The following is a 14,181-nucleotide window of genomic DNA, read 5'->3' as shown; positions in this document are numbered from 1 at the left end:
CGGTCCGCACATCTGAGGCGGCACCTGAGCAGATACCGCCGCTGACAGCGCTCTGACCAGCACTGCCACCACAGCCGGGCGCGCCTGGGCTGCCGGGCTCACCGCAGCTGTGCGCCCGCTTCCATGGCGATCTGCTCGAAGACCTTCTCGTCGGCCGCGAAGTCCGAGTCGGGGATCGGCCAGTGGACCACGATCTCGGTGAATCCGAGCTCCTGATGGCGCCCCGCGAAGTCGACGAAGGCGTCGAGGGACTCCAGCGGACGGCCGCGGTCCGGGGTGAACCCGGTGAGCAGAATCTTGTCGACCTCGGCCACGTCCCGGCCGATGGCCGCGCATGCGTCGGCCAGCTTCTCGACCTGTCCGCGAATGGCTTGAACCGACTGTTCAGGAGTGCCGTTCTCGTACAGCTTGGGGTCCCCCGTGGTCACCCATGCCTGCCCGTACTGCGCCGCCAGCCGCAGCCCGCGCGGCCCGGTCGCGGCGACCGCGAAGGGCAGCCGGGGGCGCTGCACACAGCCCGGGATGTTGCGCGCCTCGTGCGCCGAGTAGAAGTCGCCCTCGTACGACACCGAGTCCTCGGTCAGCAGCCGGTCCAGCAGCGCGACGAACTCGCCGAACCGGTCGGCCCGCTCACGTGGGGTCCAGGGTTCGTGGCCGAGGGCGGTGGCGTCGAAGCCCGCGCCGCCGGCGCCGATGCCCAGCGTGACCCGCCCGCCCGAGATGTCCTCGAGGGAGATCAGCTCCTTGGCCAGGGTCACCGGATGCCGGAAGTTCGGCGAGGTCACGAGGGTGCCCAGGCGCAGTCGATCGGTGACGGCCGCTGCGGCGGTCAGCGTCGGCACGGCACCGAACCACGGGCCGTCCCGGAAGCTGCGCCAGGACAGGTGGTCGTAGGTGTAGGCGCTGTGGAAGCCGAGCTGTTCTGCGCGCTGCCATGCCGCGCGGCCCCCCTCGGACCAGTGGCGGTACGGGAGGATCACGGTGCTCAGGCGCAGACTCATGCATCGAGCGTATGCGGCCGAATGGGTTTCACGTGAAACCGTCACCGCACGCGGCTGCTCAGCCACGGAGTGAGGCTGATCATCGGCATGAACTCCCTGTGCGTCCGGTCTCCCGGCAGCGGCACGATCAGGAAGTAGCCCGGCGGGAAGCGGCGCGCCTTCACGTGGGCGAGGCCCTCGAAGAGAGAGCGGAGGAAGGCGGGGACATCGTCGCGCGGGACGTCGGGGCACTCGATGCCCTCGACGGTGATCAGCGCGTCGTCCTCCGGGTAGAGCCGCACGCTGACCCTGGGCGAGCCTCCCAGCTCGACGTATGCCTCATGGGGCAGCGAGCCGTCCGGGTCCGTGGTGACGCCGACGCCCGCGGCGCTGCGGCGGGAGGTCTGGTCGGCGCCGATGTCATGGCTCACCTCGATCTCGCGGCCGTACTCGGCGGCGATGGCGCGCAAGGCGGAGAGGGCGGCCTCGGTGGTGGGGAATTGGTCCATACCACTGATCATGCCGGAAGGCAGGTCAGTGCGACTCGGGGAAGCGCAGATACTCAGGCGGCACGGCCTTCGTCAGCCACACCCCGTTCGCGCTGACGTGGAAGACATGGCCGTCGCGGTGCATGGCGCCGGCGTCCACGGAGAGAACCACCGGGCGGCCGCGCCGGGCGCCGACCCGGGTCGCGGTCTCACGGTCGGCCGAGAGGTGCACGTCATGCCTGTTCATGGGCCTGAGGCCCGCGCTGCGGATCGCGTCCAGGTTGCGCGCCACGGTGCCGTGATAGAGGTACGGCGGCGGGGTCGCCGGGGGCAGTCCGAGCTCGACGTCGATGCTGTGGCCTTGGCTGGCGCGGATCCGGGTGCCTTCGATCGCGAAGCGCTTCTTGTCGTTGTTGGCGACCACGTGGTCCAGCTCTTCCCGGGTGAACCGGAATCCGTGCGCGGCCGCGGCGGCGATCAGCGCGTCGATCTCGATCCAGCCGCCCTCGTCGAGGATCAGCCCGATCCGCTCGGGCTGGTGGCGCAGGTGCTTCGAGAGGTACTTCGACACCTTCACGGTGCGTCTTTCGTCCATGGCACCAGCCTGCCGTGGGCGGCACGAATCACGCGAATGATTTCACTCTCGATGTTTGATCCACAGCCAAGTGCGGTTATCCACAGGGGAATTGGCGCTTCTGTGGACAACGAGCCGTCGTTTCAAGGGGTTTCGTCAAGATCTGTTGACGGGTGGTGGCTTCCGGCGAGTCGGTCCAAGGCCCGGGCGCGCACTTCCCGTTCGGCGGCCAGCGTGATGAACTCGGCGGCCTGCTTCGGGCCAACCAAGCCATCCACGGCTCGCATTGTCGATGCCGGAATGGCCACGTTTCGCGTGTTTTTCTCCGCGTCCGGAACCTCACTCGTGCCCAGCTGCCGGTGCAGGTGCCGTACCGCCAACAGGCGCATCGCCCGGGCTAGTTCCGCGTCCACCGTGTGCTGGGCGAGCGGGCGCAGCCGCCGTACGAGTGAGGCCGCTTCGGCCGCCTCCGCGTCCGTCGGACGGTGCGGTCCTTCGAGGTAGCGGGCGAAGACGTGCTCGGTGGTGAACTCCAGGAAACGGGCCGCGATGTGCTCGACCTGCCCCCTCAACTCCCGTAGGTGGCCGGAGATCGCGGACAGCGGCACCCCTGCCGCGTGCAACTCCACCGCCACGGCGAGCTCTTGGGGGCTGGGCACCACGAAGGAGTCCTCGTCCCCGGGGACCGGCTCCAGCACCCCGAGCTCCACGGCCTCGGCCACCGCCGCGTCGTCAGGGGCGCCGCCGAAGCGCTCGTCCAGCTCGGCGCGGGAGATCCGTACCGCCTCCTCGTCGGTCCACGGCCCGTCCACCTCGGCCGCCAGCCCGAGCACCCCGCCCAGGCCGCGACCGGCGTCCCAGGCCTCCAGGAGCTCCTTGATGGAGGCCAGGGTGTAGCCGCGGTCGAGAAGGTCGGCGATCTGGCGCAGGCGGTCGAGATGGGCGTCCGAGTAGACGTTGGCGCGGCCGCGGCGCTCGGGGCGGGGGAGCAGGCCCCGGTCCTGGTAGGCGCGGATGGTGCGGACGGTGGCACCGCTGAGGTGCGCGAGGTCCTCGATCCGGTACGCGGACGGGGCCGGGCCCTCGGCCGTGCGGCCGACCGCGCTCATGGCAGCGGCTCCCTACTCATGTCGGTGGTCCGGGCCGGCAGCGGCGGTCCACGCTCACAGCGGCGGCTCCAGCCGTGCGATCCTGCGCAGCGCCTTCGGTGTGAACCTCGACATCAGATACGCCCCCCGCGCCTCCGGCGTCACCGGAACGACCGCCTCACCGCGCACCACCGCCCGCAGGATCGCGTCGGCGACCTTCTCCGGCGGGTAGTTCCGCAGTCCGTACAGCCGCGCGGACTTCTTCTGGCGCCGCTTCTCCTCCTCGGTGTCGACCCCGGCGAAGCGCGCGGTCGAGGTGATGTTGGTGTTGACGAAGCCCGGGCATATCGCGGTGACGCCGATGCCCTGCCCCGCCAGCTCCGCGCGCAGGCACTCGCTCAGCATCAGCACGGCGGCCTTGGAGGTGCTGTAGGCGGGCAGCGCCTTGGAGGGCTGGTACGCCGCCGCCGACGCGGTGTTGACGATGTGGCCGCCCTGTCCGCGCTCGGCCATCTGCTTGCCGAACAGCCGGCAGCCGTGGATGACGCCCCACAGATTGACGTCGAGGACCTTCTTCCAGTCCTCGGGCGTGGTGTCGAAGAAGGAGCCCGACAGTCCGATGCCGGCGTTGTTCACCAGGACGTCCACCACGCCGTACTCGGAGGCGACACGCGCGGCGAGCTTCTCCATGGCCTGCTCGTCGGAGACGTCGACCGTCTCCGCCCAGGCCTCGGGCGCGCCGATCAGCCGGGACATCTCGGCGGTGCGGGCGGCGGCCTCCGCGTCCCGGTCGACGGCCACCACGCGCGCGCCGGCCTCCGCGAAGGCGTACGCCGTGGCCCGTCCGATGCCGCTGCCCGCGCCGGTGACCAGGACGAGCTGTCCGCCGAAGCGGTCGGCGTACTTCCCGGTCGCCTTCACCCCCTCCGGCCGCCCGCCTTCCACGGAGGTCACGAACTCAGTGATCCAGGCGACCAGCTGGTCCGGCCGGCTGCGCGGGATCCAGTGCTTGGCCTGGAGCGTGCGCCGGGTCAACTGCGGAACCCACAGCTCCAGTTCGTCGTAGAGCCGCTCCGACAGGAAGGCGTCCCCGAGGGGCGTGATGAGCTGCACGGGCGCGTGTGCGAAGGCGTCGGCGCGCGGGCGGGTCAGCCGGGGCCGTACGTTGTCCCGGTACAGCCACGCCCCGTGCGCCGCGTCCGTCGGCAGCGACGAGGTCGGGTAGCCGTCGCCGGGTATCCGCTCCACCCGCTCCAGGATGCGCGGCCAGCGCTTGCCGAGGGGGCCGCGCCAGGCCAGTTCCGGCAGCACGGGCGTGTGCAGCGCGTAGACGTACCAGGACTTGGCGCCCTGGCCGAGGAGCTGTCCGACCCGGCGCGGGGTGGGTCGCTTCAGGCGCTGGTTGATCCAGTGGCCGAAGTGGTCGAGGGACGGCCCGGACATCGAGGTGAAGGACGCGATCCGGCCCTCGGTGCGCTGGACGGTGGCGAACTCCCAGGCCTGCACCGAGCCCCAGTCGTGCCCCACGACATGCACGGGCCGGTCCGGACTGACCGCGTCCGCGACGGCCAGGAAGTCGTCCGTCAGCTTCTCCAGGGTGAACCCGCCCCGCAGTGGCTTGGGCGGCGTCGAGCGACCGTGGCCCCGGACGTCGTACAGCACGACATGGAAGCGGCCGGCCAGCCGCGGCGCGACCTCGGACCAGACCTCCTTGCTGTCCGGATAGCCGTGCACCAGGATCACCGTCGGCTGTCCCGGATCGCCCAGCTCGGCGACGCACAGCTCGACGCCGCCGGTCCGCACCCGGCGCTCGCGCGCGTCCTGAAGAGTCACCGGCACCGTCACTTCTCCTCCGCCCAGCGCCGCACGTGCGGCAGATCGTCGTCCAGCCAGAAGGCGCTCTCCTCGGGATCCTTGGAGTCGGTGACGACCAGGATCTCCTCGAACTTCGCGCCCGTACCCCGGAAACCGAGGTGCGGTTCGACCGCCCACAGGCCGGGCCGCGGCGGGTGGTCGGAGAAGCGGTACGGCGACCACAGCGGGGACCAGCCCTCGCGGTGACCATGCAGCGCGTCGCTCGCCAGGCCCTTCAGGGACTGGGTGCCGAACCCGAACACATGCGGTGACCAGCGGCGCTGCTCGACCCGGTCGACCTTGTGCGCGATCACGCCGAAGGGATAGGCGCGGTGCCGGTTGGCGTAGCCCTGGCGAACCATGAGCCGGTCCACGTCCTCATAGATGTCCCGCAGCGGCCGCCGCTCGCGCACCGCGCTGAGGATCAGCTCCCGGTGCGCCTCCAGGTCGGCCATCAGCTTGTCCTGCACGGGATTGATGCCGAGCGAGCCGGAGTAGCCGATGTCGGCCGTGTAGCCGTCGTACACCGGGGCCATGTCCAGGATGAACGGCATCCCGGGCTCCAGGCGGCGGTTGGTGGGGAAGAACTGCAGGGGGATGCGGAAGTTCACGAACGCCGTGCGGTCCCCGAACCAGGCGAAGGGCAGATGGAACCAGTCCCGCACCCCGCGCTCTCGAAGCCACTCGCGCTGCATGCGCGCCGCCTCGCGCTCGGTGATGCCGGGCTCCAGCTGCGCGGCGACGGCCTCCGCGCACTCGTACGCCAGCCGCTGGACTCGTCTGAACCCCTGCAACTCCGCCGACATCGCGGAGAGTCCGCCTGAAACCGCCGTAGTCATGCCACCGCCCCACCTGTCCACGCCGACTGCGGTACGTGCCCGTAACTTGACACCGGTGAATGTGACAGTTGTTAGAGGCTGCGTCAATAGGGCCGTCGAGAGCTGTGGAAAACCCCGCAGATGTGGAAAACCAGGCCCTCGTTGTTCGACCTCAGGGTGACCCCTAGGGCCCCGTAGTCCTGGAGTCTGACCCGAATACAGCTCTGCGGGGTGACGACCGGCGTGGTAGGCGTCACTACCTTCGAAGCGTGACTGTGATCGCGACCGAAAGCCTGAGCAAGCGGTTCCCCAGGGTGACCGCGCTTGACCGGCTGACCATGGACATCGGGCCCGGGGTGACCGGACTCGTCGGAGCCAATGGAGCCGGCAAGTCCACCATGATCAAGATTCTGCTGGGTCTGTCCCCCGCCACCGAGGGCCGTGCCGAAGTGCTCGGACTCGACGTCGCCACCAAGGGCGGCGCCATCCGCGAGCGGGTCGGGTACATGCCGGAGCACGACTGTCTGCCGCCCGACGTCTCGGCCACCGAGTTCGTCGTGCACATGGCCCGCATGTCCGGCCTGCCGCCCACCGCCGCGCGCGAGCGCACCGCGGACACCCTGCGCCATGTCGGCCTGTACGAGGAGCGCTACCGCCCCATCGGCGGCTACTCGACCGGCATGAAGCAGCGCGTGAAGCTGGCGCAGGCCCTGGTGCACGACCCGCAGCTGGTCTTCCTGGACGAGCCGACCAACGGCCTCGACCCGGTCGGCCGCGACGAGATGCTCGGCCTCATCCGCCGTATCCACACCGACTTCGGCATCTCGGTCCTGGTCACGTCCCACCTGCTGGGCGAGCTGGAGCGCACCTGCGACCACGTCGTCGTCATCGACGGCGGCAAGCTCCTGCGCTCCAGCTCCACCACCGACTTCACGCAGACCACGACGACCCTCGCCATCGAGGTCACCGACACCGACGACCACCCGGACGGCACCCGCGCGGTGCGCGACGCGCTCCACGCGCGCGGGGTGGACGTCCTCGACGGCAGCGGCGGCCTCCCCGGCGCCGGCCACATCCTGCTGCTCACCGCGCAGGGCGAGGAGACCTACGACCTGGTGCGCGACGTGGTCGCCGACCTCGGCCTCGGCCTGGTGCGCATGGAACAGCGCCGGCACCACATCTCGGAGGTCTTCACCGACGGCGAGCAGAGCACCAGCACCGGCACCGGCGCACAGCGGAAGGAGGCGGTCGGCCATGGCAGTTGAGCACCCCGTAGCCGCACAGCCGGGTGACCAGACCCGCATCCACAACATCGGGTACCGCAACTACGACGGTCCCCGCCTCGGCCGCTCCTACGCGACCCGCTCGCTGTACTCGCAGTCCCTGCGCGGCTCCTACGGCCTCGGCCGCTCGGTGAAGTCCAAGGTGCTGCCGATGCTGCTGTTCGTGGTGATGTGCGTGCCCGCGGCCATCATGGTCGCCGTCGCGGTCGCCACCAAGGCCAATGACCTGCCCGTCGACTACACGCGTTACGCGATCATCATGCAGGCCGTGATCAGCCTGTACGTCGCCTCGCAGGCGCCCCAGTCCGTCTCGCGCGACCTGCGCTTCAAGACCGTGCCGCTGTATTTCTCGCGACCCATCGAGACCGCCGACTACGTCCGCGCGAAGTTCGCCGCGCTGGCCTCCGCGCTGTTCATCCTCACCGCGGCGCCGCTGCTGGTGCTCTATGTGGGCGCGCTGCTGGCCAAGCTCGACTTCGCCGACCAGACCAAGGGATTCGCACAGGGACTCGTGTCCGTCGCCCTGCTCTCACTGCTGTTCGCCGGCATCGGCCTGGTCATCGCCTCGGTCACCCCGCGCCGCGGCTTCGGCATCGCCGCCGTGATCGCCGTGATGACCATCTCCTACGGCGCCGTCTCCACGCTTCAGGCCATCGCCGACGCGCAGTCCATCAACGGCGGGGGCAGCGCCGACGCCATCGCCTGGATCGGCCTCTTCTCGCCGGTCACGCTCATCGACGGGGTGCAGTCCGCCTTCCTGGGCGCGAGCTCCGCCTTCCCCGGCGGAGTGGGCCCGGGCAACGGTCAAGGCGTCGTCTACGTCCTCGTCAGCCTGGGCCTGATCGCCGCCGGCTACGGCCTCCTGCTGCGCCGCTACAAGAAGGTGGGCCTGTGACCACGCTCCAGATCGACCACGTCTCCCGCTGGTTCGGCAACGTGGTCGCCGTCAACGACATCACCATGACGATCGGCCCCGGCGTCACCGGCCTCCTCGGCCCCAACGGCGCCGGAAAGTCCACCCTCATCAACATGATGGGCGGCTTCCTCGCCCCCTCCACCGGCACCGTCACCCTCGACGGCCAGGCGGTCTGGCGCAACGAGGCGATCTACAAGCACATCGGCATCGTCCCCGAGCGCGAGGCGATGTACGACTTCCTCACCGGCCGCGAATTCGTCGTCGCCAATGCCGAGCTGCACGGCCTGGGCGCCAAGGCCGCCCAGAAGGCGCTGGCCACGGTCGAGATGGAGTACGCCCAGGACCGGAAGATCTCCACGTACTCCAAGGGCATGCGCCAGCGCGTGAAGATGGCGAGCGCCCTGGTGCACAACCCCTCGCTGCTGCTGCTCGACGAGCCCTTCAACGGCATGGACCCGCGTCAGCGCATGCAGTTGATGGACCTGCTGCGGAAGATGGGCGACGAGGGCCGCACGGTGCTCTTCTCGTCCCACATCCTCGAAGAGGTCGAGCAACTCGCCTGGCACATCGAGGTGGTCGTCGCCGGCCGGCACGCGGCCAGTGGTGACTTCCGCAAGATCCGCCGCCTGATGACCGACCGCCCGCACCGCTATCTGGTGCGCTCCAGCGACGACCGCGCTCTCGCGGCCGCGCTGATCGCCGACCCGTCGACGTCCGGCATCGAGGTCGACCTCACCGAGGGCGCGTTGCACATCCAGGCCGTCGACTTCGGCCGTTTCACCACCCTGCTGCCCAGGGTGGCGCGTGACCAGGGCATCCGCCTGCTCACGGTCTCGCCGTCCGACGAGTCCCTCGAGTCCGTCTTCTCGTATCTGGTCGCGGCGTAGGAGGCCGAAAGATGTACGACCCCACAGTCGCCCGACTCACTTACCGGGCCCTGCTCGGCCGTCGCCGGGCCCTCATCCTGGGCGCCCTGCCCCTGCTGCTCATCGCGATCTCCGTGGTGGTGCGCGCCCTCGCCGGCGCCGACGACCAGACCGCGTCGGACCTGCTCGGCGGACTGGCGCTGGCCACCATGGTGCCGATCATCGGCGTCATCGCCGGCACCGGTGCGATCGGGCCGGAGATCGACGACGGCTCGGTGGTGTATCTGCTGTCCAAGCCGGTGAAGCGGCCGACGATCATCTTCACCAAGCTGATCGTGGCCATCGCCGTGACGATGGTGTTCTCGGCACTGCCCACCTTCATCGCCGGGTTCATCCTGAACGGCAACGGCCAGCAGATCGCCGTCGCCTACACGGTCGCCGCGCTGGTCGCCTCCATCGCGTACGCGGCGATCTTCCTGCTGCTCGGGACGGTGTCCCGGCACGCGGTGGTCTTCGGGCTCGTCTACGCGCTCGTCTGGGAGGCCCTGTTCGGCTCCCTGGTGTCGGGCGCGCGCACGCTGAGCGTCCAGCAGTGGTCGCTGGCGGTGGCCCAGAAGGTCGCCGGCGGGGACATGGTGACGTCGGACGTCGCACTGCCCACGGCAACGGTGTTGCTGGTGGTGGTCACCGCCCTCGCCACCTGGTACGCGGGGCAGAAGCTGCGGTCGCTGACGCTGGCGGGTGAGGAGTAGGCAGGCGGGGAGTAAGGAGCCGGGCCCCTGACGGGGCCCGCTCCTGACGGGCGCTTCACCTCTGTCCGGGCACACTGGGCAAAGGTGGTGCACTGCACGAACTGGAGGACGGGGATGGCAGGCGGTACGTCGCAGCACGGGGATCGCGAACGCTCCGGGGACGACACCTGGGACGACCTGGTCTTGGACGACGACTTCATACGCGCGGCCGAGACCTCCGAACCCTCCGCCCGGGCCCGGATGCTGGCCGCCCGCTGGCGCCGTGAGAAGCCCGAACCGCAGCCGTGGCGCTCCGACGAACCGCCCGCCGGGTGGTTCTTCAGCAAGGGGCGCCGGCGCAAGTGGCGTCGGCAGTAAGGGACGTTCGGCGGTAAGAGACGTTGGCCGTAAGAGACGTCGGCGGTAAAGGGCGTACGACGCCTTTCCGGGCCTCTTTAATCAGTGGCGCCCAACTCGGCGTACAGGCACAGTGGTTATGTCCACATCGCCGGACGGTGAGTCCGGCGCCACGTTCTGGGAGAGGAGCGGACGATGTCCATGCACGGCAGTACGTCCGACTCCCGTCAGGGCAGCCGGCGGCGGGCTCCGGGGTAATCCCTACTCCTCCGTAGAGTCCGAACCGCACGGGGAGCTGCCCGGGGCGGCCGCTTCGAGCACGCGATGTCGCTCTCGCGTGGGCCGCCCACCCGGAGGATTGGCCGAGTGGTAAGGCACTGGCTTGCTAAGCCAAGGTCGGGCCTGAAAAGCCCGCGCACGTTCGATTCGTGCATCCTCCGCGAGACGTTGCCACTGGGGCTGGGCCCGGCCTGCGGGGCTTGAGGTGCGTTGACCGGGCACCCGGCGCCGCAGGCCGCGCCCGTGCCCACCCGTTCCGCCGAGCGCCACGCGCGGCGACGTGCTCGCAGCCTCAGCCGAGCAACCGCTCCAGCACCACCGCGATCCCGTCCTCCTCGTTCGAGGACGTCACCTGGTCCGCCACCGCCTTCAGTTCCTCATGGGCGTTGGCCATCGCCACGCCATGCGCCGCCCAGGCGAACATCGGGATGTCGTTCGGCATGTCACCGAAGGCGATCGTGTCCGCGGCCTTGAGGCCCAGGCGGCGAGCCGCCAGGGACAGGCCCGTCGCCTTGGACAGGCCCAGGGGCAGCAGCTCCACTATGCCCTCGCCCGCCATCGCCACGGTGACGAAGCCACCCGCGCTCTGGCGGGCCGCCTCGGCCAGCTCGTCGTCCGACAGGTCCGGATGCTGGATATAGATCTTGTTCAGCGGGGCGGTCCACAGATCCGACGCGTCCGAGAAAGGGGTCGACGGGAGCCTGCCCGTGACCGCGTAACCGGGGCCCACCAGGACCTCGCCGTCCAGGCCGTCACGGCTCGCCGCGAGGAACAGCGGGCCGACCTCGGCCTCGATCTTGGCCAGTGCCACGCCCGCCAGTTGCCGGTCCAGGGTCACCGAGGTCAGCAGGCGGTGCTCGCCGGCGTCGTACACCTGCGCGCCCTGGCCGCACACGGCGAGACCCCGGTAGCCGAGGTCGTCGAGGATGTGCCGGGTCCACGGGACCGCGCGGCCGGTGACGACGATGTGTGCGGCGCCCGCCTCGGTGGCGGCGGCGAGGGCGTCACGGGTGCGCCGGGAGACCGACTCGTCGGAGCGCAGGAGCGTTCCGTCGAGGTCGGTCGCGATCAGCCTGTACGGGAATCCTCCCGAGCTGGTCGGGAGCCCGGCCGAAGCGTCCTCGAAATCCCCGGCGGGAGCCGTGCCGCTCACTTGGCCACCGGCTCCAGGACCTCACGACCGCCCAGGTACGGGCGCAGCACCTCGGGGACCCGGACGGAGCCGTCGGCCTGCTGGTGGTTCTCCAGGATCGCCACGATGGTGCGCGGTACGGCGCACAGCGTGCCGTTGAGCGTCGCCAGCGGCTGCACCTTCTTGCCGTCGCGCATGCGGACGGCAAGCCGGCGCGCCTGGAAGCCGTCGCAGTTGGATGCCGAGGTCAGCTCGCGGTACTTGCCCTGGGTCGGGATCCACGCCTCGCAGTCGTACTTGCGGGATGCCGACGAGCCCAGGTCGCCCGAGGCCACGTCGATGACCTGGAAGGGCAGTTCGAGGCCGGTGAGCCACTGCTTCTCCCAGTCCAGGAGCCGCTTGTGCTCGTTCTCCGCGTCCTCGGGGGCGACGTACGAGAACATCTCGACCTTGTCGAACTGGTGCACGCGGAAGATGCCGCGCGTGTCCTTGCCGTACGTGCCGGCCTCGCGGCGGAAGCACGGCGAGAAGCCCGCATAGCGAAGCGGCAGCTTGTCCGCGTCGAGGATCTCGTCCATGTGGTACGCGGCGAGCGGGACCTCGGAGGTGCCGACCAGGTAGTAGTCGTCCTTCTCCAGGTGGTAGACGTTCTCCGCGGCCTGGCCGAGGAAGCCGGTGCCCTCCATGGCGCGCGGGCGGACCAGCGCCGGGGTGAGCATCGGGGTGAACCCGGCCTCGGTGGCCTGGGCGATCGCGGCATTGACCAGCGCCAGTTCCAGCAGGGCGCCGACGCCGGTGAGGTAGTAGAAGCGGGAGCCGGACACCTTGGCGCCGCGCTCTACGTCGATGGCGCCCAGCGCCTCGCCGAGCTCCAGGTGATCCTTGGGCTCGAAGCCCTCGGCCCCGAAGTCGCGGATGGTGCCGTGCGTCTCGAGGACGACGAAGTCCTCCTCGCCGCCCACGGGGACGTCGGGGTGGACGAGGTTGCCGAGCCGCAACGCGAGGCGCTTGGTCTCCTCATCGGCGTCGTTCTGCGCGGCCTCGGCCGTCTTGACGTCGGCCTTGAGCTGCTCCGCCTTCTGCAGGAGCTCCACGCGCTCCTCGGGAGAGGCCTTGGGGATGAGCTTGCCGAGCGACTTCTGCTCGGAACGCAGCTCGTCGAAGCGGACGCCGGACGACCTGCGCCGTTCGTCGGCAGACAGGAGGGCGTCGACGAGCGCGACGTCCTCTCCACGGGCGCGCTGCGAGGCGCGCACTCGGTCGGGGTCCTCACGAAGCAGGCGAAGGTCAATCACGCGCTCAAGGCTACCGGGGAGGGGTGACAGCCCACGACCCGCTATTCCGAACTGCGGCTTACGTTCAGTTATGGGCGAATTGCGAAACGTGTCAATAAAGAGCGTCTCACTCCCTGGGACGGGGCAAGCGTGAGGCGGCCGGTTGACCGGAATCCCTTGTGGAGAAAGGGACTTGGGCCTCGGTTGTCCACAGGGATCCCCAACCTCCGAAGAGTTATCCACAGGGTGTGTGGATGGACTGTGGATGCCGGAATTGATCACTCCGTAACACGTTGATCAAGTTGAGGATTCCCAGGACAAACTCACTCCACCCGCACTTTCGAGTGGAAATCGGTCGCCCCAAAGGATTGCCCAAAGGAAAAGAGTGGACGAAGGGTGACTTGCGCGCCGGTGGACGCGGAGACGGCCTGGAGAGCGATTTGTCGACAGACTCACCTTCCCCTGTCGACTTGTCCCCAGGTCGAGATGAGTACCTGTGGATAACTCCTGTGGATAACGACGATCGGCTGGTAGGACCGGCGGAAATCCAGCCCCGCGCCCGAAGGCCGACGGCCCTCAGAACCGCCCGTCCTGGCACCGCGCCACCCAGTCCGCCGCCGACACGAACGCCTCGTCCGACGTCCCCAGGCGCGGCCGCTCCGCATCCCCCGGCTTGATGTCCGCCCGCGGATACGAGCCCAGGAAGCGCACCTCCAGGCAGATCCGCTTGAGCCCCATCAGCGCCTCGGCCACCCGGCGGTCGGAGATGTGGCCCTCGGCGTCGATGCAGAAGCAGTAGTTGCCGATGCCCGCGCCGGTCGGCCGGGACTGGAGCAGCATCAGGTTGATGCCGCGCGTGGCGAACTCACCCAGGAGATCGCGCAGTCCACCGGGATGGTCGTCACGCTGCCACAGCACGACGGACGTCTTGTCCGCGCCGGACGGCGCCGCGGGCCGCGCGGGCCGGCCCACCAGCACAAAGCGTGTCTGCGCGTTCTCCGCGTCGTGGATCCCGGTCTCCAGGGCCTCCAGCCCGTACAGCGCGGCGGCGAACTCGCCGGCGAAGGCCGCGTCGTACTGGCCCTCCTGGACCAGGCGGGCGGCGTCCGCGTTCGAGGCGGCCGACTCCCAGTGGGCGTCGGGGAGGTTGTTCCTGAGCCAGTTGCGCACCTGCGGCTGGGCGGCCGGGTGCGCGGAGACGGTCTTGATGTCCGACAGCTTCGTGCCCGGCCTGACCAGCAGCGCGAAGGTGATCGACAGCAGCACCTCGCGGTAGATCATGAGCGGCGCGCCCGCGACCAGCTCGTCGAGCGTGGTCGTGATACCGCCCTCGACGGAGTTCTCGATCGGCACGAACGCGGCCTCGGCCTCGCCGACGCGCACCGCGTCGAGCGCGGACTGCACGGACACGTAAGGGATCAGCTCCCGGGTGGCGGCCTCGGGAAGCGTGCGCAGGGCGGCCTCGGTGAAGGTGCCCTCGGGGCCGAGATAGGCATAGCTCGCTGGCATGACCTCACCCTAATGGGCCTTGCGAAACCCGG

Annotated in this window: 14 protein-coding genes and 1 tRNA gene; 6 read left to right on the top strand and 9 right to left on the bottom strand. The window is 69.7% G+C overall.

Annotated features, from left to right (window positions below; all coding sequences use genetic code 11):
• Positions 1 to 98: 98 nt before the first annotated feature.
• The 6 genes from ACFQ6S_RS21275 to ACFQ6S_RS21250 all read right to left on the bottom strand — a co-directional run bounded on the left by ACFQ6S_RS21275 (position 99) and on the right by ACFQ6S_RS21250 (position 5,823).
• Positions 99 to 1,001: an LLM class flavin-dependent oxidoreductase gene (locus ACFQ6S_RS21275; protein ID WP_383411842.1), complete on the bottom strand. Its 903-nt coding sequence runs from the start codon at positions 999 to 1,001 to the stop codon at positions 99 to 101.
• A 41-nt stretch (positions 1,002 to 1,042) separates the two neighbouring features.
• Positions 1,043 to 1,489 (bottom strand): hypothetical protein, encoded by a 447-nt coding sequence (locus tag ACFQ6S_RS21270; RefSeq protein ID WP_383411839.1) that lies wholly within the window; start codon positions 1,487 to 1,489, stop codon positions 1,043 to 1,045.
• 25 nt (positions 1,490 to 1,514) lie between these two features.
• A complete protein-coding gene (locus ACFQ6S_RS21265; RefSeq protein WP_383411836.1) occupies positions 1,515 to 2,063 on the bottom strand; it encodes an RNA 2'-phosphotransferase in 549 nt (182 codons plus the stop codon).
• A gap of 122 nt (positions 2,064 to 2,185) precedes the next feature.
• A complete protein-coding gene (locus ACFQ6S_RS21260; protein WP_383411833.1) occupies positions 2,186 to 3,151 on the bottom strand; it encodes a MerR family transcriptional regulator in 966 nt (321 codons plus the stop codon).
• A 54-nt stretch (positions 3,152 to 3,205) separates the two neighbouring features.
• Complete coding sequence (locus tag ACFQ6S_RS21255) at positions 3,206 to 4,963, bottom strand: SDR family oxidoreductase (protein ID WP_383412964.1); 1,758 nt, start codon at positions 4,961 to 4,963, stop codon at positions 3,206 to 3,208.
• 8 nt (positions 4,964 to 4,971) lie between these two features.
• A complete protein-coding gene (locus ACFQ6S_RS21250) occupies positions 4,972 to 5,823 on the bottom strand; it encodes a M24 family metallopeptidase (RefSeq protein WP_383411829.1) in 852 nt (283 codons plus the stop codon).
• A 254-nt stretch (positions 5,824 to 6,077) separates the two neighbouring features.
• Here ACFQ6S_RS21250 and ACFQ6S_RS21245 point away from each other — a divergent pair, with 254 nt between their 5' ends.
• The 6 genes from ACFQ6S_RS21245 to ACFQ6S_RS21220 all read left to right on the top strand — a co-directional run bounded on the left by ACFQ6S_RS21245 (position 6,078) and on the right by ACFQ6S_RS21220 (position 10,395).
• Positions 6,078 to 7,067: an ABC transporter ATP-binding protein gene (locus ACFQ6S_RS21245; RefSeq protein WP_383412961.1), complete on the top strand. Its 990-nt coding sequence runs from the start codon at positions 6,078 to 6,080 to the stop codon at positions 7,065 to 7,067.
• Complete coding sequence (locus tag ACFQ6S_RS21240) at positions 7,057 to 7,980, top strand: ABC transporter permease (protein WP_383411826.1); 924 nt, start codon at positions 7,057 to 7,059, stop codon at positions 7,978 to 7,980. Before ACFQ6S_RS21245 ends, ACFQ6S_RS21240 begins: the two co-directional genes overlap by 11 nt.
• Positions 7,977 to 8,888 carry an ABC transporter ATP-binding protein gene (locus ACFQ6S_RS21235; RefSeq protein WP_383411823.1) on the top strand — a complete coding sequence of 304 codons (912 nt, stop codon included), beginning with the start codon at positions 7,977 to 7,979 and terminating at the stop codon, positions 8,886 to 8,888. The genes ACFQ6S_RS21240 and ACFQ6S_RS21235 overlap by 4 nt, the downstream gene beginning before the upstream one ends.
• Before the next feature lie 11 nt (positions 8,889 to 8,899).
• Positions 8,900 to 9,619 carry an ABC transporter permease subunit gene (locus ACFQ6S_RS21230; RefSeq protein ID WP_383411820.1) on the top strand — a complete coding sequence of 240 codons (720 nt, stop codon included), beginning with the start codon at positions 8,900 to 8,902 and terminating at the stop codon, positions 9,617 to 9,619.
• A 114-nt stretch (positions 9,620 to 9,733) separates the two neighbouring features.
• Positions 9,734 to 9,976, top strand: a complete 243-nt coding sequence (locus tag ACFQ6S_RS21225) for a hypothetical protein (RefSeq protein ID WP_383411817.1) — start codon at positions 9,734 to 9,736, stop codon at positions 9,974 to 9,976.
• Between the two features lie 331 nt (positions 9,977 to 10,307).
• Positions 10,308 to 10,395: transfer RNA gene (locus ACFQ6S_RS21220), tRNA-Ser, on the top strand.
• 131 nt (positions 10,396 to 10,526) lie between these two features.
• Here ACFQ6S_RS21220 and ACFQ6S_RS21215 read toward each other — a convergent pair.
• The 3 genes from ACFQ6S_RS21215 to pheA all read right to left on the bottom strand — a co-directional run bounded on the left by ACFQ6S_RS21215 (position 10,527) and on the right by pheA (position 14,149).
• Complete coding sequence (locus tag ACFQ6S_RS21215; RefSeq protein ID WP_383412958.1) at positions 10,527 to 11,306, bottom strand: HAD family hydrolase; 780 nt, start codon at positions 11,304 to 11,306, stop codon at positions 10,527 to 10,529.
• A 77-nt stretch (positions 11,307 to 11,383) separates the two neighbouring features.
• A complete protein-coding gene (gene serS, locus ACFQ6S_RS21210) occupies positions 11,384 to 12,661 on the bottom strand; it encodes a serine--tRNA ligase (RefSeq protein WP_383411814.1) in 1,278 nt (425 codons plus the stop codon).
• 555 nt (positions 12,662 to 13,216) lie between these two features.
• Positions 13,217 to 14,149 (bottom strand): prephenate dehydratase, encoded by a 933-nt coding sequence (gene pheA, locus ACFQ6S_RS21205; RefSeq protein ID WP_383411810.1) that lies wholly within the window; start codon positions 14,147 to 14,149, stop codon positions 13,217 to 13,219.
• Positions 14,150 to 14,181 lie beyond the last annotated feature (32 nt).

It is taken from the genome of Streptomyces sp. NPDC056479 (assembly GCF_042795335.1).
Classification (GTDB): Bacteria; Actinomycetota; Actinomycetes; order Streptomycetales; family Streptomycetaceae; genus Streptomyces.
This window is presented reverse-complemented; position numbering and strand designations above follow the sequence as displayed.